Below are 19,785 nucleotides of genomic sequence, written 5' to 3'. Positions count from 1 at the left end.
CTGCGGCGCCATACGGGAGCGCGCACGAGTATGGATCGTACCGACCCCGGACCGCCCACCGCGAAATCAGTCCTCGCGGTCCCCGCTATCGCCTCCGCAGGCCTCCTCGAAGAAGGCCGCCATCCCAGCGTTCTCCTGGAGCGCCTTCATCAGCCGGTCCCGTTCGGCGTCGTCGACCTGCACCGGTACGACGCCGTGGGCACCGGTCAGGCGCCGGAAACCGCCCCGGCTCTCCAGCCGCCCCTGCACCCGCACCGGCAGCCCGACGAGGTGGGCGTGCCCGGCGATCCGGTAACCCTCCTCGTCCAGGGTGATCCGCACGTTCGGGACCTCGGCCCCGGCCAGTACGCGCAGCCGTACGGTGCCCTCGCCGCGCGGCCCCGACCTGCGCAGCCGCACCACCGCTCCGGTGATCCGCACCGGCACGGCGGGTTCCTCGCGCAGATAGCGGGCGCCCGCCTCGCGCAGGACCGGCAGGTCGCCGGGCGAGAACTCGACGGGCTCGGCGGAGGGCGCGCAGCCCTCCGGCACACCGGCCGCCGGGGCCCACTCGACGGCGATCCGGGCTCCCTCCGTGCCCCGGACGAGGGCGACCAGGGCCTCGGTGAGCTCGTGGCTCACCCCTGCCTCGACCGCGGCGTCGAAGGCGTCCATGCCGCCCGTGGCGCGCTGGTAGTCGATGGCCTCACGGGCGGCGTACAGCGCCTGGTGGAGGCGTACGGCCACGGGGCGGCCGCCGGCGACGGGCACGAAGGCGGTGAGCCGGCCGTCGGCGGCGGAGCCGACGAGGACGTCCTCCAGGGAGGCGGCGGCGGAGCGCCGATGGCGGGCGCCGTGATAGCCGGCACGCGCACGTGCCGCGAGTGCCGCCGCGAGCAGCATCCGGCGGGCCGCGGTGCGCAGCCGGTCCTCGACGACCCAGGACGCCGCACCGGCGGGCCCGGCGGGGACGTCGTGCCACCAGCGGATCTCGTCACTGGGCACGGCGAGGGAGACGAGGACCTCGCGGGCCGAGGGCGAGCCGCTGCGGGACAGGGCGAGCAGGGCCTCGCCGAGGAGGTCCTCGCTGTCGGGGAAGGCGCGGCTCTCCGGCACCAGCAGGCTCGTGCCGTTGCCGCCGGGGCCGGGCGGGGTCCAGCGGCCGTAGCGTCCGGGGGCGCCGCCGCGCCGCAGCCAGCCGTGCCGGCGCAGCAGGGCGCTCAGCACGGCCGGGTCGACCTCGCGGGGCTCGGGCTGAGGGCCGCTCCAGGAGTCGACGGGGTGGGGCCGCACGGCCCTCAGTGGCTCCCCGGTCGGGCGGTGCGTCACGGTTTCCCTCCCGTCCCGACCCGCGTCATGATCTCGCACAGGGCCCGGTCGTCGAAGATGCGTGCGGTCGGTATGCGCACGGTGGTGCGGCCGCGGCCGGTGATCGGCTGGCCGGCGAGGTTGGTCCAGTAGCAGCAGTGCCTGAGGTCGAGCCGGTCGTGGCCGGCGCGCAGCCAGTCGTCCTGGGAGCGCGGCACCAGCATCACCACCAGGATCTTGTGCACCGACACGGGTGTGCGGGCGAGTTTCGCCAGGTGGGCGTTGTCGAGCGTGAAGGAGAAGGTGCGGCCCGGCGGATTGGGCGGCACCTGGTAGGTGGCCTTGAGCTGCACCTTGATGGTGACCTCGTCGTCGACCGTGTGCCCGGGGGCGCTGTGGCTGACGTGCCAGTCGATGCCGTTGTCGGGAAACGGCTGGGACAGCGAGCAGCCGGCGGCCGCCGCGACGGCGTGCAGATAGCCGACCTGCAGTGTCTCCATGCAGGCGGTGGTGGCGAGGGTGCCGCGGGAGGGAGCCGTGCGCTCGGGCAGCAGCCCGCCCCGTTCGGGCTGCGCAATGGCCATGGCCAACAGCCTTCCAGAACAAGTGAGTCCCCGTGGCGGGCCGCTGAACTGCAACAACCCGTACTCCTGTTGTCTCCTTCCGGCGTAGTACGCAAACAGCCCGGGTATCACCGAATCGGGCAGCGGACGGTGCGTCAACTGCCGAAGGTGAACGAGGGGTTGTGTGGCTATGACGACGTGCTGGTACGAGGGGGCGCTGGCCGCCTTCGACACGGAGACGACGGGCGTGGACGTCGAGACCGACCGGATCGTGTCGGCCGCCGTCGTCGTCCAGGACGCCCCGGGCGTCCGGCCGCGGGTCAGCCGCTGGCTGGTGAACCCGGGGGTGCCGGTGCCCGCCGAGGCGACGGCGGTGCACGGGCTGACGGAGGAACACCTGCAGCACAACGGCAGGTGGCCCGCGCCGGTGATGTACGAGATAGCGGAGGTGCTGGCCGAGCAGGCCCACGCCGGCCGCCCGGTGGTGGTGATGAACGCGCCGTTCGATCTGACCCTGCTGGACCGGGAGTTGCGCCGCCATCGCGCCTCGGGCCTGGACCGCTGGTTCGAGCCGGCGCCGCTGCTCGTGCTCGACCCGAGGGTCCTGGACAAGCACCTGGACCGCTACCGCAAGGGCCGCCGCACGCTGACCGACCTGTGCGCGCACTACGGCGTCACCCTGGAGGGCGCCCACGACGCGGCGGCCGACGCCGTGGCGGCACTGGAGGTCACCCGGGCGGTGGGCCGCCGGTTCGCGTCCCGGCTGGAGCGGCTCGCCCCCGGTGAACTGCATACCCTGCAGGCGGTGTGGCACGCGGCGCAGGCCCGGGGACTCCAGGCGTGGTTCGCGCGCAGCGGTGTCGAGGAGTCGGTCGACCCGGCCTGGCCCCTGCGTCCGGACCTGCCGGCGGCGGCCTGAGCACCTGGTCCGGGTAGAAAAAACCGGCCCGTCTGAGACGGACCGGCTGTTTCCGGTGGGCGATACTGGGTTCGAACCAGTGACCTCTTCGGTGTGAACGAAGCGCTCTCCCACTGAGCTAATCGCCCGGGAACGGACTGAACAATACAGGCCCCGGCACGTTTCCTTCAAACCGCTTCGAGGTGCCTGACCAGTCCGCGCCGCCCGGACCGCATCATCAGCGTGTGGTTGGCGCGGAAGACGGGCCGTCCCGGTACGGCGAGCCTCCTCAGCAGCGGCTTGGTCACGCTCACGACCTGGTCGTACCGCGCGAGGCTGCCCGGCCCGAGCGGCGTGACCGTCCAGCGCGCCCAGCCCTCGATGTCCCCGGACAGGGCGGTCTCCAGCACACCGGCCGCGGGGTCGCGCCGTACCTCCCGTGCCGTGAAGGTCATGTCGTACGGCAGGACGGAGCGGATCCGGATGATGCCGGTGGCCTCGTCGAGCCGGGTCACCTGCCGGACCTGGCGCCACCAGCGGGGGTAGTCCTCGGCCCGTTCCAGCGCCTCGTAGACGGTGGCGGGCGGCGCGGTCAGGGGCCACAGACTGCGGAAGCGGTAGTGGTTCCAGTCCATGCCCGCAGTCTGCCCACTCCTGGTGGGGGCTTGTCTGAGTACGCGCCTGAGTATCCGCACTCATGCCGTCCGAGGTGACGCGGACCACACTGCCAGGCATGACGCACTTTCCGCCCCCGGCCGAGGAGTTGCGGCTTCTCGATGCCGAACTCCGGCAACTGGACGCCCGCCGGGCCCAGTTGCTGACACGTCGCGCCTGGCTGGTCTTTGCCCTGCAACGGACCCAGCAGCCGCCGCCGGTGGCACTGTCACCCGCTACACCGTCCCGCCCGGAGACCGCCGCGCCCAGCGTGCAGAACGTCCTCCTGGTCCTCGGCGGTGTACTGCTCACGCTCGCGGCCGCGGTGTTCACGCTGGTCAGCTGGGGTCATATGGGTATCACCGGGCGGGCGCTGGTGCTCGGCGCGGTCACGCTGGCCGCGCTCGCCGGGCCGGCCCTTCTGCTGAAGCGGGGGCTGCGTTCGACGGCCGAGTCCGTGGCGGGGCTCGGGCTCGCCCTGACCGTCCTGGACGCGTACGCGCTGCACGAGGCCGCTCTCACCGGGACGGACGGGACCGGATACGCCGCTGCCGCGTCAGCGGTTCTCGCGGTGATCTGGTCGGCGTACGGCCTGCTTCCGGCGACGGCCGCCCTGCGGCTGCCCCTGCCCTCCGCCCTGGCCGCGGCCCAGTTCCCGCTGCTGCTGTGGGCCCTGGCGGCCGACGCGGGTCCGTACGTGATCACGGCCGCGCTGCTGGTGACGGCCGGGCTCGACGTGGTGGCGGCGCTGCGGGTGACTGCCGGGTCCGTGCGGATCACCGCTGTCGTCGGGGCATACGGCATGGGTGGCTGGGGCGTCCTGGCCGCCGGCTGGCTGTCGTTGACGGCTGACGGTCCGGGCGACGCTGCCCGAGCCGGGGGGCTTCTCCTGCTCGCGGCGGGGATCGCGCTGGGCGCGGCCTGGCGGGGCCCGGGCACGCGGCACCCCCTTGGTCTCGCGATCGCCTCGGGGCTGCTCACCGTGGGTGCGTTCGGTGGGGTCGCTCGCTCCGGACTGCCGTCGGAGTGGGCGGTTCCGGCCTATTTGGTGTGCGGGATCGCCTTGTTGGCGGCGGTGCGGGCCGGGCGGCTGCCCGGCGCGATTCGGCGGGGGTACGCCTGGGCCTCCGGCGTCGTACAGGCACTGGCGCTGCTGTGGACCCTGCCCGTCGTCACCGTGGTGCTGCTGGGACCGGCCGGCTGGGTGGGCCGCGTGTGGAGCGGCGCTCCTTCGGACGCCCGCACCGCGGTGACCGTCGAGGCGCCCTGGCCTGCGGACTCGGCGGCGGCTCCCGCCGTGCTGGTCGCCGTCGCGGCCGTACTCGCCCTGGCGGTCCGTACGGAGCGGTGGCGTGCGCGGGCCCGGCTCGGAGCGCTGGGCCTCCTCTGGGCGACGGCGCTGCTGCTTCCTGCTGCTCTCGGGATTCCGTACGTCGCGGGGATGTCGGTCCTGGGGGTCATGACGGCGGCCGCGCTGTACGTGCGCCGGACCACGGTGCCGGCCGCGGGACTCACCGCTCTCGTCCTCGCCCTGGTCACCTCCGTCAGCCTCGCCCTGACCGCGCTCGCCTCCCAGACCGCGACCCTCGTGGTGCTGTCCGTGCTGGTGGCACTCTTCGCCGCGGCCTCATGGCGGGCGAGCGCCGCCCCCGTCACGGCTCCGGCCGCCCTGGTGTACGCCGCCGCCCTGGCCTCTGCGACCGGTGCCGCCGCGGACTGGCCGCCCGCCGGAACCGCCCTGCTGGTCCTGGCCGTCCCCGCGTCCGCCGCCCTGCTCGCGGCGCGTCTCGGTGAGCACCCGGCGACCGTGCCGGTCGAGATCGTGGGAGCCGCCACCGGCCTGCTCGCCGTGGGCCTCGCCGTCACCGATCCGCCACTGCTCGCCCTGGTGCTGGCCCTGTGCGGGGTGATCGCCGCGGGCACGGCTCTGCGTCCCGGTCGTCGTCCCGTCGGCTACGCGGCCACGGCCCTGTTCGTGCTGGCCTCCTGGGTACGCCTGGCCGGCTGGGACGTCGGCACACCCGAGGCCTACACGCTCCCGGTGACCGTGCCCGCACTGCTCGTCGGCGCCCTGCGCCGGCGCCGCGATCCGCGGGCGTCCTCCTGGACGGCGTACGGCCCCGGACTCGCCGCCACCCTCCTGCCGAGCCTCGTCGCGGCCTGGGCCGACCCGCACTGGACACGACCGCTGCTGCTGGGCACGGCGGCACTGCTGGTCACTCTGCTGGGAGCGCGGCACCACCTCCAGGCGCCGCTGGTGCTGGGCGGCTCGGTGCTGGCCCTGGTCACGCTGCACGAACTCGCCCCGTACGTCGTGCAGGTGACGGGCGCACTCCCCCGCTGGGCGCCTCCCGCCCTCGCCGGACTCCTGCTGCTCGCACTCGGGGCGACGTACGAGCAGCGGATCAGGGACGTCCGGCGAGTACGGGAGGTCCTCGGGAGGATGAACTAGCCCGTCTCCTGCGGAACGGCTACGGCATCTTGTCCCCGACCAGCGCCAGGTTCTGGATCGCCGCCAGGCCGTACAGCGCCGTGGCGTTGGTGGACACCCAGGCCGCCTCGCTGCCGGGGACGAGGCCGGTCGGGCCCTCGATCTTCTTCGTGGACCAGTCGGTGGACTCCTTGTAGTCCCAGGTGTCCGCGCTGTTGTAGAACTGCCGCCATGCCCGGGCGGCCAGCTTGTCGTCGCCCGCCTGGACGGCGGCGTAAGCGTCCTGCCGGGAGTGCCCCTGGAAGAGCAGCAGGGAACCGAAGTCGGAGCCGTAACGGGCCTTCTGCTCGGCCTTGGTGGCGTTGAAGTAGCGGCAGTAGTCGAGCCACGCCTCCTTGAACTTCGGCATGTCGATCTGGTCGATCAGCTCGGCGCACAGCTCGACCAGGCCGAACATGGCCGACAGGTGCGAGACTCCCACCTTGGGTTCTGCCGCGATGGCGAACTTCCCGGTGTCCAGGTCGTAGAGCGCGTTGCCCTGGACGAAGCCGTTGGGCTGGGCGGCGATGGTCTCCATCGTGGACAGGACCCTGGCCTTGGCCTTCTCCCACTTGGGTCCGCGCCGCTCCCACTCCGTGAGCCAGGCGGACACCAGGCCGCTCCAGTCGGTGCCGAAGCCGATGGACAGGGCGTTGCGGTCGGGGGTGTAGGGCTCGGTGCGGATCTTGCGGATGGGGTCGAGGACGAGGAAGGTCTCGTCGGAGTCGACGTTGGCGTGCATGAGGTCGCCGACGCGTTCGTCCGCCGTGAGGAAGTAGTAGTAGCGGCGATAGGTGGTGTTGGCGATGCGCTGCTGCTTGGCGCTGTCGGCGTAGTGCTGGACACCGTGCCGGGTGCCGAGGCCCGCCCACTTGCCGAGGTGGTAGACGTCGACCTCGCCGGTGTGCCTGGTCATGGCCTCGGCGAAGCGGAAGATGTCGGCGCGGCCGGAGCGCATGTAGGCGAACCAGAGCCACAGGTCGGGCGAGAGCTCGGAGTTGTCCCAGGCGTAGCCGCCGACGTCGTAGCACCACTGGTGACGGCTGGGGTCGTAGCTGTGCATGATGTCGCCGTAGTCCCAGAAGCCGTACCAGCGGCGCTGCTCCACCTGGTCCTTGTAGTAGGTGAAGAGGAAGTCCAGGTGGTCCTCGATCTTCGCCTTGGCGCTGGTGGAGCGGTCCGGCGCGGAGAACAGCTTGCCGAAGACGCCGGCCTTGATGAGCTGCTGGGGCGGGGCGGCGAGCTGCGGAGGAGTGCGTACGGCCTCGACCTGCTGGGCCATCGCCTCGGCGCCCGGGGTGGAGTCGTGGGCCCAGAAGAGGAGTTCGCTGGTGCGGGCGATGCCATAGGGGGTACCGAAGCCGGGTTCGTAGTCCTCGTAGGTGATGTTGAGGCCTTCGAGCTGTTCGGGGTAGGTGTCCTGGCCCATGCCGTCGTGGTAGAAGCGCAGGTCCATGGGCTGTGCTTCGGGCGACCAGAGCCAGAGGGTGACCTCGGCCGTGTCGGTCTGGGCGTCGCGGATGTCGAGCTGGGCGGGGAACTTCTCCCAGAAGTCCCGCAGGCCGAAGGAGAATCCGCCGCTCGCGCCGCCCACGTATCCGAAGCCGCTGGCGCGCCGGCCGCCGCCCGCGCCGATCCAGCCGTGGCCCTTCTTGGTCCGCTTGCGGACCGTGAAGCCGTCGGCGGAGAGCTGGGACAGGGTGTAGTCGCCCCACTCGGGGATGTACTGGAGGCGGGTGGTGACCCGCTGATCCCAGGTGGCCGGGTCGGGCAGCTTCTTGCCCTCGAACTGGGCGGTGCGTACGGCAGCGCCGGGGTCGCGGCGCAGTCCGGTGATGCCCTGGACGGCCTCACGGAGCAGGCCGGTGCCGTCGCCGCCGATGCGGATGTGACGGTCGTACGCCTTGTCCCGCATCGGCACCTGGAAGCGCACGCCGAGTCCGCGGATGAAGTCGCCGCTCGCCTTCGCGGGCTCCTGGGTGCCGTCGAAGGTGAGGGTGTGGACCATGCGGAAGGAGTCGGCGCCCGCGTAGAAGTAGAGCCGGATCGAGAACGGCAGCCAGCTGCGGCCGCCCTTGCGGTGCTTGCCGTCGATCCGGACGACGGCGCGGACCGGGCCTGCCTGCTCGACCTCGACCTTGGAGACGGCGCCGTCGAAGCGCTCGGTTTTGACCGCGCCCTGGTCCTCGTCCTCGATCTCGGGCTGGCGGATCAGCACGAGCCGGCCGTTCTTCGCGATCTCCGTCGAGCCCCGCGTGACCGACTTGACGATCGTGGAACCGGACTTGCCGATCTTCGCGGTGATGACGCCGGTCGAGATGTCGATGGTGCCGCCGTTCTTGTCGACGGTGACCTTCTTCTCGGGGGCGGCGGGCGCACCGGCGGCGAGGGTGAGCTTGCCGTTGCCCGAACCGACCGCGTGCGCGGTCCACTTGAGGGACCCGTCGGGCCAGTAGGCGATCGGCCAGGACTGCACGGGAACGGCCTTGCCGCCCGCGTCCGTGAGTGCGAAGGTCTGGTCCTTCTGATAGGCGCCCTTCGGCCAGGGGACGCCGACGGTGGAGCCGGGGGCCGCGCCGAGTCCGCCGTCCTCCAGCCAGTCGAGGGTCACCGGATCGGCGTCGGCGGGCTCGGCTCTGGGGGCGGCCTGCGCGTCCTGCGCCCCCAGGGCCCAGCTGAACTGGGCGGCGGCTCCGGCGACGGCGGCCGCCTTGAGGAGGGACCTGCGGGGGATGGGAGACATAGAGATGCTGCCTTTCCTTGTCCGTACGGGAAGCAAATCCGTGCGCTGATCAGGGGCATGACAGTGCGAGGCGCGGCGCCCGGAGGCGCCGACCTGAGATGAGGGGGCACCGCCGGTCAGCGGTGCCGGTACCGCTCCTCCACGGCGACCGCCGCCGCCGCGACGGCCCCGAGGACGGGGATCGCCAGCGGCGCGGTGAACCAGGCGGACACGGCCACCACGGCCAGCCCGGCGATGATCAGGAAGGACCCGGCCGGGTCGAGGACCGTCCGGCGCCAGGCGGCAGCGAGCAGGGTCCGCCAGCGGGCGTCCGGCTCCCAGACCGCCGCCGCACGCAGCCCGGCCACGACGAGGCCGATCAGCGCGAGCACTCCGACGGCCCCGACCAGCGGCCCGCCGGGAATCCCCGCACGGACCGCCTGGACGTCCACCCAGACCGCGGCCACCGCCGCCCACCCGGCGAGCCCGGCGAGCCACCCGCCGCGCACGGCCGTACGGAAGTCGGCGACGAACTCCCCCCAGCCACCGCCCTCGTGCGCGATACGGCGCCGCAGGTGCCGCGCACCCGCGGCGAACGCGGCGGGATACGTGACGACCCCCAGCGAGGCCACCGCGATCCACACCCCCGTCAGCAGACACTCGGCGAACACGCCGAACCGCTCGGCGAAGGCCGACTCCCCCCGTGCTTTCACTCGCGTCGTGGCCATGGCCGGATCACCTCAGCCCTTCAGACCGGACGTCGCCATGCCGTCGATCAGATACCGCTGGAAGGCGAGGAAGAAGGCGAGGACCGGCAACAGGGCGACCAGCGACATGGCGATCATGCCGCCGTAGTTGGCCAGCCCTTCCTGGTCGACGAACATCTTCAGACCCAGGGAGACCGTGTACTTGTCGGGCTCGTTGAGGTAGATCAGCGGGCCCATGAAGTCGTTCCAGGAGTTGATGAACGTGAAGATCGCGCTGGTGATCAGAGCCGGGCGGCACAGCGGAAGCATGATCGACCAGTAGATGCGGAAGTGCCCGCAGCCGTCGAGACGGGCCGCCTCGTCGAGCTCCTTGGGCATGTTGCGCATGAACTGCACCATCAGGAAGACGAAGAACGCCTCCGTGGCCAGGTACTTCCCCAGCAGCAGCGGGGTGTACGTGTTGATCATCTCCATGTTGCGGAACAGCACGTACTGCGGGATCAGCAGCACGTGGTACGGCAGCAGGAGGGTGCCGATCATCAGCGTGAACAGCAGATTCCGGCCCGCGAACCTGATCCGCGCGAAGGCGTACGCCGTCAGCGAGCAGGACGCCACGATCCCGATCACCGAACCGACCGCGAGGAAGAGCGAGTTGAAGAAGAAGGTGGAGATCGAGATGTCGGCGATGCCGTCGGCGAGGCTCTTGTAGTTGTCGAGGATCGGTTCGCCCGGCAGGAGGTCCAGGCTGCCGACGATGTCCTCGCTCTTCTTGAGGGAGCCGCCGATGACCCAGATCACCGGGTACAGGATCACCGCGAGGATCAGCAGGGACCCGATGTGCCAGGCGAGGGATCCGGGCAGTTTGTGCCGAAGGCCGCCCGCTCGTGGGGTGGCGTCGGTGGCCTGCGCACTCATCGGGCGCCCTCCTCGTAGTGCACCCAGCGCTTCTGGGACCAGAACAGCACCGCCGTCACCAGGGCGACCGCGACGAGCAGCATCCAGGCCATGGCGGAGGCCAGACCCATCCGGCTGTTCTCGAAGCCCTGGACGTAGAGGTAGCAGGTGTAGACCATCGAGCCATCAGCGGGACCGCAGGCGTTGCTTCCGGCGCCGCCGCCGACGATGTACGCCGAACTGAAGATCTGGAAGGAGTGAATGGTCTCCAGCAGGACGTTGAAGAAAAGAACCGGGGAGATCATCGGCAGCGTGATGTTCCAGAACCGCCGCAGCTTGCCCGCCCCGTCGACCTCGGCCGCCTCGTACAGCTCGCGCGGGACCTGCTTGAGGCCGGCCAGGAAGATGACCATGGGGGCGCCGAACTGCCAGACGGTGAGCGCCACCAGGCTGTAGATGATCATGTCCGGGTCGCCGGTCCAGCCGCCGACGTCGATCCCGAAGATCTTCTGCGTACGGTCCACGATCGCGTCGTCCGAGAAGATCGCCTTCCAGACGATCGCGACGGAGACGCTCGCGCCGATCAGTGACGGCGCGTAGAAGGCGGCCCGGTAGAAGGCCTGTCCGCGCCGCTTCTGGGCGAGGAGCAGGGCCACACCGAGGGCCGCGACCAGCTTGAGCGGCGTTCCCACGACGACGTACCAGAGCGTCACCTGCACCGAGTGGCGCCAGCGGGGATCGCCGAACATCTCGGAGAAGTTGCCGAGGCCGATCCACTTGGGCGCGTCGAACAGGTTGTAGTCGGTGAACGCGAAGTAGAGCGAGGCGACCATCGGGCCCGCGGTGAGCAGCAGGAACCCGGCGATCCAGGGAGACATGAAGAGATAGCCGGCCAGGTTCTCCCGGCGCCGCCGCCGCTTGAGGGCGGCGGGGCGCTCGGGCTTCACCGGACCGTGCCGCGGCTCGGAGTCCTGGGACAGGCCCTCCATCGCAGGGGCGTGTGTCACGGTGGTTCCCATCAGGTGCCGAGAGCCGTCTTCGACTCGGTGAAGAACTGCTTGACGGCCTCGTCCACCGACCGCTTGCCCAGGGCGAGTTCCTCGGCGATGCGCAGGAAGGCGGACTCACAGATGTCCGCCCCGTTCGGGTGCGGGGTGATCGGCTCCAGGACACCCGCCTCGACGAGGGACTCCTCGTAGGCGGCTATCGCCTTGTTGACCTCGTCGGTCGGCTTGTACGCGTCGTACTGGGCCTGCGTCGCGGGCACGCCCCGGTCGTAGCCCATGATCTTGGCGACCTCGGGCTCGTGCACCATGAAGTCGATGAACTGGGCGACCTCCTTGGGGTGCTGGGTGCGCTTGGAGGCGCTCAGCATGAGCGAGCCGAGGTACTGGCCGGTCTTCTTGCCGTCCGTGGTCGGGATGGGAGCGAGGGCGTACTCGCTCTTGCCCTCGGCGGTGTAGCGGACCGTGAAGTTGTCCCAGGTGAACTCGCCGCCCGCGAGTTCCCCGGTGACCGCGGACTTGGGCTTGATCTGGGCGACCTTCTTGGCGTCGGCGTAGCGGCCGTCCTCCACACCCTTCTTGGCCTTCGTCCACCAGTCCGACAGGTCCGACTCGGTGAAGCCGAGACCCTCCTCCGTGAAGAACGCCTTGCCGTTCTGACGCAGGTACAGGTCGTAGAGGTACATGACGCCGTACATACCGCTGTCGCCGGCGCGGCCCGACTTGTCGCGGATCTTCTTCATCGCCGCGTCGAAGTCGTCCCAGGTCCAGCCCATCTCCGGCTTCACGCCCGCCTTGGTGTAGACGGGCTTGTCTATGACCATAGCCATCGAGTTGGAACCGACCGGAACTCCGAGGAGCTTGCCGTCGATCTCGCCGAACTTCTCCAGACCGGCGCGGAATCCGTCCATCCGGAGGTTGCCGGCCTTGACCTGCTCGCTGAGATCGAGCAGCACGTTCTTCGCGTCGTATTTGCGCAGGAACCCGATGGCATTCTGGAAGACGTCCGGCGGATTTCCGCCGGAAGCCTGGGTGTTGAACTTCTTCCAGAAGTCGAGATAAGGCTGGAAGTCCGTTTTCACCTTGATCTTCGGGTACTTCTTCTCGAAGAGCGCGATGGTCTTGTTGATGCGCTCGGCACGGTCCTCCGCTCCCCACCACGCGTAACGGATCGTCACCGTCCCGTCCGCGGAGGTCCCTCCGTCGCCACCGCAGGCGGTGGTCGCGGCCAGCCCCAGCGTGGCCGCCGTGGCCCCGGCCGCCTTCAGAATCGTACGTCTCTCAACATTCCTGCCGTTCACCACGGTTGGACCTCCCCGCACGTCGTCCCGCTCGCATGAATCGTTTCAAGTAAGCGCTTGCTGGCACAAGGTACGGAGGGGCTGAGAGTGCGTCAATGATTCGGACAAGAATTTCTTACCGAGGGAGGAGGGTGCCGGGCGGGGCGGGGTGTCGGGGCCGACGAGCGGCTGGGGCGACGTCGCTGGTGAGGTGCGCACGGTCGAGGGAGCGAACACGGACGGGCCGGCCGCCGGAATTTCGGGCACGACCGAAAGACGACGGTGAGGTGGAGGGGCGGGCGGGGGCTGGATTTGGCCACGCGATGGCCGACGAGGACTGACAGACCGGAGCGGAGCCAGGTCCGAGGTACTCGCCGTGACGGCTGGGGCCGGGGGTGGGTCCGCAGCCCGGCGTAGCGGGGTGCCTCCCCCACTCTCGGCTTCGCTCGAGCGGGGGGCCCCCCACCGCCCACCCGTGCCGCCCTGGGGGCACCGCCCAGGCCCTTAAGGCACTGGGGGAGGCACGCATGCCCGCAGCTAGGCGGACCCGCACCCGCCGACGCACGGAAGGGGACGTGTCGGGGGGTGTCCGCCCGCAGCGGTTGGCGCGTCAACGAACAGCGAGTCGGTATCCGAATCCATCGCGCCGTTCCGAGGACGGACACCCCCCGACACGGCCCCGACCCACCACCGGCGGAGATGGCGCTACGCGCACCCCCACCCAAGCCCCACAGGCCACACACAACGACAACGGCCCACCCGCTCAATCGCAGGTGGGCCGTTGATCCGGGTGGGCGATACTGGGTTCGAACCAGTGACCTCTTCGGTGTGAACGAAGCGCTCTCCCACTGAGCTAATCGCCCGGACGCAGGAAGAACATTACCCCATGTCAGGGGGTGCCTGTGACCAGCACGGGGCCTGCACCGGCACCCCGGCGCGGCTCACTGGTTCTTGATCTTCCACGGCATGACTATGCCGAACTTCCACACGTAGATACCGACCAGTACGGCCACGATCACCAGCCCGATGCTCGTCAGGATGATGTTCCGCCGCCGCACCCGCGGATCGAGGGCACGCTGCGCCGCCTCGGTGACCTTCCGCTTGGTCCAGCGGAGCACCAGCTGGGCCCACACGAACTCGGTCGCCCAGATCGCCATGCCGCCGAAAATCACGACCCAGCCCGGCCCGGGCAGGGGCAGCATGATGATGCCGGCCACGACGACCGCGAGCCCGATGATGAAAACCCCGACCTGCCAGCTCACGTGCAGCGCCCGGCGCGCTTTGATGAATTCCGGCGCCCGCGAGCCAAGTCCCTGCTCTTGCTCGCTGCGCACCTCGTCCGTCCCCGTCTCGTCCGATGCCACGGCCACCTCGCCCGGCTCGTTACTCCCCGTATTCATACGGCCAAACACTACCCGAGCGAAACCAGTCACCGGAATGGACGCACGACGCGAACGATCTCTCGGCCGGAAGAGTTACGTAAAGGCACGCAAAACACTCAGAGGGGTTTACAACGGCACCGTAGGTGGCATGTCGATTTCGCCGACGTGCGAATCCCCGAGCGCACACTGAGCGAAAGGCCCTGGCGCTTATGAACACCACGGTCAGCTGCGAGCTGCACCTGCGCCTCGTTGTGTCGAGCGAGTCCTCCCTGCCTGTCCCCGCAGGCCTGCGGTACGACACGGCCGACCCCTACGCCGTGCACGCCACCTTCCACACCGGAGCCGAGGAGACCGTCGAGTGGGTGTTCGCCCGCGACCTCCTCGCCGAGGGACTTCACCGCCCTACCGGCACCGGCGACGTCCGCGTCTGGCCGTCGCGCAGTCACGGCCAGGGCGTCGTGTGCATCGCCCTGAGCTCACCGGAGGGCGAGGCCCTGCTCGAGGCCCCGGCACGGGCCCTGGAGTCCTTCCTGAAGCGGACCGACGCCGCCGTGCCGCCCGGCACGGAGCACCGGCACTTCGACCTCGATCAGGAGCTCTCGCACATCCTGGCGGAAAGCTAGGGCGAGGCCCTCACAAGGCCGCCCGGCGCCGTCGACTCGGGGAGACGGCTCGGGCTTGGACAACCGCATACGGGATACACCGGCGCCGGCACCGCGGATCACGCGGAGTCGGCGCCGGTTCATGTGCGCCGGCGGGAAGGCCGGGGAGGTGACGGGAACGGCTGTCGTCACTGTCGGTAGCGGGAACCATGGCGGACCCGGCAGCGTTCTATTCGAAGCCATGTGCGGGCATGAGGGCGGTCCGGTGGACGCGGAGCCATTACCATCGGCCAGCATCGGCGGGCACCTGCCCGCCCTCCAGGCCAGGGAGCGAATCGTGCTGATCACCCACGACACCCGGTGCGCCCTCGACACCGTGGTCGATCTGGTGAACACCGCACCGGAGGACGACACGGCAGCGGACGGGCTGCCGGACGTGGCCACGCTCACGGACTTCGTGAGCAACCACGAGATCAGCGACGTCGGAGCGCTCACCGAGTTCGACCTCTCCGCGGTGCGGAAGATCCGCGGGCGGTTCGCCGCCGTCTTCGCGGCCCCCGACGCCCGGGCCGCCGCCGGCCAGATCAACGAGCTGGTCGCGGCCGCCGGCACCACGCCCCGGCTCACGGACCACGACGGCTACGACTGGCATGTGCACTACTTCGCACCGGGTGCCTCCGTCGCCGACCACCTGGCGGCCGACTGCGGGATGGCACTGGCGTTCTTCGTGGTCGCCGGGGAGCAGGAGCGGCTGCGGCGGTGCGAGGCGCCCGACTGCCGCCGTGCCTTCGTCGATCTCTCCCGCAACCGCTCCAGGCGGTACTGCGACAGCCGCACCTGCGGAAACCGCCTGCACGTGGCCGCGTACCGGGCGCGCCGCAAGGAGGCGGCCGGCTGACAGCCGTCTCCGTGATGCGGGGGACTCAGAAGGCCATCGATGCCGACGCGGCCCCGGCGGGTGGCGCCGGGTACCGCGGGTAAGGCTCACAGCAACAGCAGATCATGCAACGAGGCCATGAGCAGCAGACACCCGATCACCGCAAGGAAGATCATCAGCGGTGGCTGGGAAAGGGCGAAGAGACAACCACGTGGCTCGTCCTGCGGCGGCGCGGGGTCGCTCTGTCTCGTCGTGTCCAGCATCTCGCGGCGATGATGACGCAGTCGCCCTGCCGGCGCGATCAGCGCAGTCGTTCCGTGCGGGAGTGCACCGATTCCGTGAGGTCCGGTTCGGGTTGTGATCACTTCCGCGCGCCCTCGGACCCACTGTGACGATTCAGTCCGGCGCGCGGCAGGCCGTCATATGCCGTGCTTCTTGAGGATGGCCTCGATGTCGCTGAAGTCTTCCTCTCCCCGGGACGCCGCCGCGGGCCGGGAGGCCGGACGGGAGCCCTGCCCGACCTGCCCGCCCTGCCCCAGGGAGGGCGCCGAGGCCGCCGGGGCCACCGCCTCCGGCCGGTCCGCCGCCCGGGCCGCCCTGCGTTCCTTGCGGGTGCCGCCGCGGCGGCGCTCCACGACGCGGGTGGTCGCGAACAGCGCCCACGCGAGGCCCAGCACACCGAAGCCCGCCCAGGCGGTCGGGCTGAACGCGGTGTCGGCCAGCCATTCGACGACTCCCGTCATGACCAGGCCGATCGGCACGAGCGAGTACGCCGCGATTCGGGCCGCGGCCAGGAAACGCTTGCGGTACGCCGTGATGGCCGCAATGCCCAGGCCTGCCGCGGACACGGCGGAGCAGACGGTCTCGGCAATCATCCGGTCCTCCAGGCGTGGCGCGGTCGGGCAGGGGCACTTCGTCCTTTCCATCCTGCACCCGCCGCACCCCGGCGGGCCATGCCTCGCCCCTACATCAGGGAGATCTCCGGGTCGCCTCCTCCGCAGGTGCCGGTGCAGGTGTACGGACTGGAAGACTGTCGGCATGAGCAACTCCTCTCCCGCCCCGTCCACCGCCCCCGTCCTCGAGATCTGGTGCGACCTCCAGTGCCCGGACTGCCGCACCGCGCTGGACGACCTCCGATCGCTGCGCGCCCGCTACGGCGATCGTCTGGAGCTGCGGCTGCGGCACTTCCCCCTGGAGAAGAACAAGCACGCCTTCGCCGCCGCCCAGGCCGCGGAGGAGGCGTGGGAGCAGGGCCGGGGATGGCCTTACGCCGAGGCCCTGCTGGGACGGGTGGAGGATCTGGCCCGTGAAGGAGAACCCGTCCTGGTCGACGTGGCCCGCGAACTGGGCCTGGATGCCGAGGAGTTCGACACCGCGCTGATCGACGGCCGGCACATCCTGATCGTGGACGCCGACCAGGCCGAGGGCAAGGCGATCGGCGTGACCGGCACCCCGACCTACGTCATCGACGGCGAGCGGCTCGACGGCGGCAAGAGCCAGGAGGGGCTGCGCGAGCGGATCGAGGAGATCGCGGACCGGCTGCTGGCCGGGCAGGAGCAGGGCTGACCCGGCCCCCGCCAGACCCCCTAAAACAGCGGCTTGTACATGGCGTACTGCCGGGTCTCGTAGCCGAGTGACGCGTAGAGCCGTTCGGCCGGGGTGTTGCCGGCGAAGACGTTGAGGCCGATGGTCCGCCTGCCCTCGGCGATCGTCTGGGCCTCGGCCAGCAGCATGAGGGTGCGGCCGTGTCCCCTCCCCCGGCGGGCGGGGTGGGTCTCGACGTCGAAGACGAAGGATCCGGTCTCGCGCACCGCCAGCCACAGCGTGCCCACCGCTGTCCCCTGGTGTTCCACGACACTGACGAGCATGCCGTCAGTGGCGAGGCCGTCGGGCAACAGGGTGGCATGGTCCCGCTCCGACTTGGCCCGGGCCTCTGCCTCCGGCACGCCCCGCTCGATCCAGCTCTGCGCGTAGTCCTCCTTGCCCTTCTCCAGCCAGGGGCCGAACTCCGCCTCGGTCATGGGCCGGGCCCGGCTGCCCTGCGGCAGTTCCGGCGGAGTGTCGCCGAGCGGCTTCTCCATGCCGCGGTTGCGCACGACGTAGCCGAGCGCGGTGGCGAGCCGGAACGCCGGCTCGGCGTCGGCGGGCACCGTCGCCTCGATGCGCCGGCACCCCCAGCCGCGCGCCACCTCCTCGGCGGCGAGCGCGGCCACCGTGCCCCGGCCGCGTCTGCGGTCCGGTTCCTCGATGCGCACCTTCATGATCCGGGCCACCGCGTCGCCGAACACGGGATGCGTGCCGAGGTGTATCGCTCCTACGGGACGGCTGTTCACACACACCTGGAAGCGGCGTGAGCGCGTCCCGTCGGCGTTCTGCTGAAGCGGCTCGGTCGGCCGCAGGGTCGTGGTCATCAGGGGTGTTCTACCCGCAACCAGGCCCCTGTTCAGCCGAATAAAAGAGGGCTGTCAGGGATCGAGGTCGTGCCCGGAGCGCTCGTCGAAGACCCGCATGGCCTTGGCGGTCACCGGGCCCGGCGCGCCCGGCAGCTCACGGTCGTCGACGCGGTGCACGGCCTGCACGTCCCGCAGCGTGGACGTCAGGAAGACCTCGTCGGCCCGCTCGAGCACGTCCAGCGGCAGGTCGGTCTCCCGGGCACCGGTCCATGCGATCGCCAACGCGCGCGTGATGCCCGCGAGGCAGCCCGAGGCGAGCGGCGGCGTGTGGATCTCGCCGTCGAGGACGACGAAGACGTTGGAACCGGTGCCCTCGCAGAGCTGTCCCACCGTGTTGCCGAACAGGGCCTCGGACGCGCCACGTTCGCGGGCGCGGGCGAGCGCCACGACGTTCTCGGCGTACGAGGTGGTCTTCAGGCCGGAGAGCGCGCCGCGCTCGTTGCGGGTCCAGGGGACCGTGATCACGGCGGTGGAGTCGGGGCGGCGGCTCGTCTCGCCGAGGGCGACGACGAGGGTCGGGCCGTGCTCGCCGCGGTCGGACCCGAGCGGGCCGTAGCCGCCGGTGTAGGTGATCCGGAGGCGGCCGAGCGGCGCGGGGTTGGCCTCGAGGACGGTGGCACAGGCGCGTCGCACCTCGTCGTGGTCCGGGTCGGGCAGACCGAGGCCGCGCGCCGACCGGGTCAGCCGGTCGAGGTGCCGGGTGAGCGCGAACGGCCTGCCGTCCACGGCCTTCACCGTCTCGAAGATGCCGTCGCCCACGGTCAGTCCGTGATCGAAGACGGAGACGCGGGCGGACTCGCTGTCCTGCAGCCCGCCGTCGAGCCAGATCTTCACGTCAGGTCCTCTCCACTCACCTCATACCCTCCCGACGCTATCGCGAGCAGCCGGGCGGCCTTCAGTTCGGTCTCCCGCCACTCCCCCTCGGGATCCGAGCCCCAGGTGATGCCGGCGCCGGTGCCGAAGCGCAGCACGCCGTCGGCCCGGTCGATCCAGAAGGTACGGATACCGACGGCCAGCTCACCGGCCCGCCGGTCGGCGTCGACCCAGCCGATCCCCCCGCAGTACGGCCCTCTGGGGGCCGTCTCCAGCGCGTCGATGATCCGCAGGGCGCTCGACTTGGGCGCGCCGGTGACCGAACCGGGCGGAAAGGCGGCGCCGAGCAGCTCGGCCCAGCCAACCCCGGTTCCCAGCTCACCGCGGACGGTGGACACGAGATGGACCAGCCCTGGATGCTTCTCGACGGCACACAGATCGGGCACCGTCACACTGCCCGTGGCACAGACCCGCCCGATGTCGTTGCGGACCAGGTCCACGATCATCACGTTCTCGGCGTAGTCCTTCTCCAGCAGGTCCGCCTCGGTGCGGCCGGTGCCCTTGATGGGTCCGGACTCGACGACCCGTCCGTCGCGCCGCAGGAACAGTTCGGGGGACGCGGTGGCGATCTCCACACCGTGACCGGGCAAGCGAATCGTTCCTGCATACGGCGCCGGGTTGCCGCGGGCCAGCAGCGCGGTGAGGGCGTCCACATCGGCGCCGGGCGCGACGGGCGCCGACAGCACCCGGCACAGATTCGCCTGGTAGACCTCGCCGGCGGCGATGTGCTCGCGGATCCGCCGTACGGCCGCCGTGTACGCGGCGTGGTCGAGCGAGGACGTCCAGTCGTCCGCCGCCGGTGCACGCCACGCGCCGGGCACGGGGGCGGGCACGGGTTGCTCCCGCACGTCTCTAAAGCGGGCGCAGGTCAGACGGCCCTCGAAGTCGGCGCAGACGGCCCAGAAGCCGCTGGATTCCAGGGCTTCGGGGTCCTCGGTGACGTCGAGGAGCCCGGTGGCGACGCGGTCGCCGAAGCGGGCCAGGGGAGGGAGCTCGGACACGCAGTCGAGTCTATGGCGGTGTCCTGGGGGTGACCGGAGGATGTCCCTTCCGGAGGCTCCGCGGCATCCCTGAGCAGGGGAAGCGCAGCACGCTGCACAAACGCGTTTTTGTGCTGGC

General features: G+C 70.8%; 19 protein-coding genes and 2 tRNA genes. 5 read left to right on the top strand and 16 right to left on the bottom strand.

Annotated features, from left to right (window positions below; genetic code table 11):
* Positions 1 to 66 precede the first annotated feature (66 nt).
* Both OG542_RS33320 and OG542_RS33315 read right to left on the bottom strand, forming a co-directional pair.
* Positions 67 to 1,308, bottom strand: a complete 1,242-nt coding sequence (locus OG542_RS33320) for a hypothetical protein (protein WP_328415681.1) — start codon at positions 1,306 to 1,308, stop codon at positions 67 to 69.
* Positions 1,305 to 1,871: a DUF4365 domain-containing protein gene (locus tag OG542_RS33315; RefSeq protein WP_261684048.1), complete on the bottom strand. Its 567-nt coding sequence runs from the start codon at positions 1,869 to 1,871 to the stop codon at positions 1,305 to 1,307. The genes OG542_RS33320 and OG542_RS33315 overlap by 4 nt, the downstream gene beginning before the upstream one ends.
* A gap of 169 nt (positions 1,872 to 2,040) precedes the next feature.
* Between OG542_RS33315 and OG542_RS33310 the strand changes: the two genes are divergently transcribed.
* A complete protein-coding gene (locus OG542_RS33310) occupies positions 2,041 to 2,769 on the top strand; it encodes a 3'-5' exonuclease (RefSeq protein WP_261684051.1) in 729 nt (242 codons plus the stop codon).
* Positions 2,770 to 2,825: 56 nt separating this feature from the next.
* On the opposite strand, the gene OG542_RS33305 is transcribed toward OG542_RS33310, so the two are convergent.
* A tRNA-Val gene (locus OG542_RS33305) sits at positions 2,826 to 2,897 on the bottom strand.
* Between the two features lie 39 nt (positions 2,898 to 2,936).
* Positions 2,937 to 3,383: an SRPBCC family protein gene (locus OG542_RS33300; protein ID WP_311124715.1), complete on the bottom strand. Its 447-nt coding sequence runs from the start codon at positions 3,381 to 3,383 to the stop codon at positions 2,937 to 2,939.
* A gap of 62 nt (positions 3,384 to 3,445) precedes the next feature.
* Between OG542_RS33300 and OG542_RS33295 the strand changes: the two genes are divergently transcribed.
* Entirely contained in the window at positions 3,446 to 5,854 is a 2,409-nt protein-coding gene (locus OG542_RS33295; RefSeq protein WP_408057811.1) for an SCO7613 C-terminal domain-containing membrane protein, read from the top strand.
* Positions 5,855 to 5,873: 19 nt separating this feature from the next.
* Here the strand turns inward: OG542_RS33295 and OG542_RS33290 are convergent, their stop codons facing one another.
* The 7 genes from OG542_RS33290 to OG542_RS33260 form a co-directional block, all read right to left on the bottom strand.
* A complete protein-coding gene (locus OG542_RS33290) occupies positions 5,874 to 8,615 on the bottom strand; it encodes an exo-rhamnogalacturonan lyase family protein (RefSeq protein WP_328415676.1) in 2,742 nt (913 codons plus the stop codon).
* A gap of 116 nt (positions 8,616 to 8,731) precedes the next feature.
* Positions 8,732 to 9,322, bottom strand: coding sequence for a hypothetical protein (locus OG542_RS33285; RefSeq protein ID WP_328415674.1), 591 nt, complete (start codon positions 9,320 to 9,322; stop codon positions 8,732 to 8,734).
* A gap of 12 nt (positions 9,323 to 9,334) precedes the next feature.
* Positions 9,335 to 10,216 carry a carbohydrate ABC transporter permease gene (locus OG542_RS33280; RefSeq protein WP_193504557.1) on the bottom strand — a complete coding sequence of 294 codons (882 nt, stop codon included), beginning with the start codon at positions 10,214 to 10,216 and terminating at the stop codon, positions 9,335 to 9,337.
* Entirely contained in the window at positions 10,213 to 11,214 is a 1,002-nt protein-coding gene (locus tag OG542_RS33275) for a carbohydrate ABC transporter permease (RefSeq protein WP_328415668.1), read from the bottom strand. Before OG542_RS33275 ends, OG542_RS33280 begins: the two co-directional genes overlap by 4 nt.
* Positions 11,214 to 12,503: an ABC transporter substrate-binding protein gene (locus tag OG542_RS33270; protein WP_328415666.1), complete on the bottom strand. Its 1,290-nt coding sequence runs from the start codon at positions 12,501 to 12,503 to the stop codon at positions 11,214 to 11,216. The genes OG542_RS33275 and OG542_RS33270 overlap by 1 nt, the downstream gene beginning before the upstream one ends.
* Before the next feature lie 767 nt (positions 12,504 to 13,270).
* Positions 13,271 to 13,342 (bottom strand) — tRNA-Val (locus tag OG542_RS33265).
* Between the two features lie 78 nt (positions 13,343 to 13,420).
* The gene (locus OG542_RS33260; protein WP_311124722.1) at positions 13,421 to 13,879 is read right to left on the bottom strand and encodes a TIGR02611 family protein; all 459 of its coding nucleotides are present in this window, start codon (positions 13,877 to 13,879) and stop codon (positions 13,421 to 13,423) included.
* A 191-nt stretch (positions 13,880 to 14,070) separates the two neighbouring features.
* Here OG542_RS33260 and OG542_RS33255 point away from each other — a divergent pair, with 191 nt between their 5' ends.
* The gene (locus tag OG542_RS33255; protein ID WP_004002642.1) at positions 14,071 to 14,484 is read left to right on the top strand and encodes an SsgA family sporulation/cell division regulator; all 414 of its coding nucleotides are present in this window, start codon (positions 14,071 to 14,073) and stop codon (positions 14,482 to 14,484) included.
* A gap of 316 nt (positions 14,485 to 14,800) precedes the next feature.
* Positions 14,801 to 15,361 (top strand): CGNR zinc finger domain-containing protein, encoded by a 561-nt coding sequence (locus tag OG542_RS33250; RefSeq protein WP_328415663.1) that lies wholly within the window; start codon positions 14,801 to 14,803, stop codon positions 15,359 to 15,361.
* An 86-nt stretch (positions 15,362 to 15,447) separates the two neighbouring features.
* Here the strand turns inward: OG542_RS33250 and OG542_RS33245 are convergent, their stop codons facing one another.
* Together OG542_RS33245 and OG542_RS33240 are read right to left on the bottom strand one after the other, a co-directional pair.
* Positions 15,448 to 15,603: a hypothetical protein gene (locus tag OG542_RS33245; RefSeq protein ID WP_184597274.1), complete on the bottom strand. Its 156-nt coding sequence runs from the start codon at positions 15,601 to 15,603 to the stop codon at positions 15,448 to 15,450.
* A 156-nt stretch (positions 15,604 to 15,759) separates the two neighbouring features.
* Positions 15,760 to 16,215: a hypothetical protein gene (locus OG542_RS33240; protein ID WP_328415661.1), complete on the bottom strand. Its 456-nt coding sequence runs from the start codon at positions 16,213 to 16,215 to the stop codon at positions 15,760 to 15,762.
* A gap of 163 nt (positions 16,216 to 16,378) precedes the next feature.
* Here OG542_RS33240 and OG542_RS33235 point away from each other — a divergent pair, with 163 nt between their 5' ends.
* Complete coding sequence (locus OG542_RS33235; RefSeq protein WP_328415659.1) at positions 16,379 to 16,906, top strand: DsbA family protein; 528 nt, start codon at positions 16,379 to 16,381, stop codon at positions 16,904 to 16,906.
* 20 nt (positions 16,907 to 16,926) lie between these two features.
* On the opposite strand, the gene OG542_RS33230 is transcribed toward OG542_RS33235, so the two are convergent.
* From OG542_RS33230 to OG542_RS33220, 3 genes are read right to left on the bottom strand one after another with little or no spacing between them, the layout of a single operon-like run.
* On the bottom strand, positions 16,927 to 17,751 hold the full coding sequence (locus tag OG542_RS33230) for a GNAT family N-acetyltransferase (protein ID WP_328415657.1): 825 nt from the start codon (positions 17,749 to 17,751) through the stop codon (positions 16,927 to 16,929).
* Positions 17,752 to 17,805: 54 nt separating this feature from the next.
* Positions 17,806 to 18,627, bottom strand: coding sequence for an aminotransferase class IV (locus OG542_RS33225; RefSeq protein WP_328415655.1), 822 nt, complete (start codon positions 18,625 to 18,627; stop codon positions 17,806 to 17,808).
* Positions 18,624 to 19,667 carry a chorismate-binding protein gene (locus OG542_RS33220; RefSeq protein WP_328415653.1) on the bottom strand — a complete coding sequence of 348 codons (1,044 nt, stop codon included), beginning with the start codon at positions 19,665 to 19,667 and terminating at the stop codon, positions 18,624 to 18,626. Before OG542_RS33220 ends, OG542_RS33225 begins: the two co-directional genes overlap by 4 nt.
* Between the last annotated feature and the right edge of the window lie 118 nt (positions 19,668 to 19,785).

The organism is Streptomyces violaceus (genome assembly GCF_036014075.1).
Lineage (GTDB): Bacteria > Actinomycetota > Actinomycetes > Streptomycetales > Streptomycetaceae > Streptomyces > Streptomyces violaceus.
The sequence above is the reverse complement of the archived record's forward strand: the minus strand, read 5'-3'. Positions and strand labels throughout refer to the sequence as shown.

Coding starts and splice junctions, on each gene's coding strand:
- OG542_RS33315 (WP_261684048.1), bottom strand. CDS start 1,871: ATGGCCATTGCGCAGCCCGAACGGGGCGGGCTGCTGCCCGAGCGCACG.
- OG542_RS33310 (WP_261684051.1), top strand. CDS start 2,041: ATGACGACGTGCTGGTACGAGGGGGCGCTGGCCGCCTTCGACACGGAG.
- OG542_RS33300 (WP_311124715.1), bottom strand. CDS start 3,383: ATGGACTGGAACCACTACCGCTTCCGCAGTCTGTGGCCCCTGACCGCG.
- OG542_RS33295 (WP_408057811.1), top strand. CDS start 3,446: ATGCCGTCCGAGGTGACGCGGACCACACTGCCAGGCATGACGCACTTT.
- OG542_RS33290 (WP_328415676.1), bottom strand. CDS start 8,615: ATGTCTCCCATCCCCCGCAGGTCCCTCCTCAAGGCGGCCGCCGTCGCC.
- OG542_RS33285 (WP_328415674.1), bottom strand. CDS start 9,322: ATGGCCACGACGCGAGTGAAAGCACGGGGGGAGTCGGCCTTCGCCGAG.
- OG542_RS33280 (WP_193504557.1), bottom strand. CDS start 10,216: ATGAGTGCGCAGGCCACCGACGCCACCCCACGAGCGGGCGGCCTTCGG.
- OG542_RS33275 (WP_328415668.1), bottom strand. CDS start 11,214: ATGGGAACCACCGTGACACACGCCCCTGCGATGGAGGGCCTGTCCCAG.
- OG542_RS33260 (WP_311124722.1), bottom strand. CDS start 13,879: ATGAATACGGGGAGTAACGAGCCGGGCGAGGTGGCCGTGGCATCGGAC.
- OG542_RS33255 (WP_004002642.1), top strand. CDS start 14,071: ATGAACACCACGGTCAGCTGCGAGCTGCACCTGCGCCTCGTTGTGTCG.
- OG542_RS33245 (WP_184597274.1), bottom strand. CDS start 15,603: ATGCTGGACACGACGAGACAGAGCGACCCCGCGCCGCCGCAGGACGAG.
- OG542_RS33240 (WP_328415661.1), bottom strand. CDS start 16,215: ATGATTGCCGAGACCGTCTGCTCCGCCGTGTCCGCGGCAGGCCTGGGC.
- OG542_RS33235 (WP_328415659.1), top strand. CDS start 16,379: ATGAGCAACTCCTCTCCCGCCCCGTCCACCGCCCCCGTCCTCGAGATC.
- OG542_RS33230 (WP_328415657.1), bottom strand. CDS start 17,751: ATGACCACGACCCTGCGGCCGACCGAGCCGCTTCAGCAGAACGCCGAC.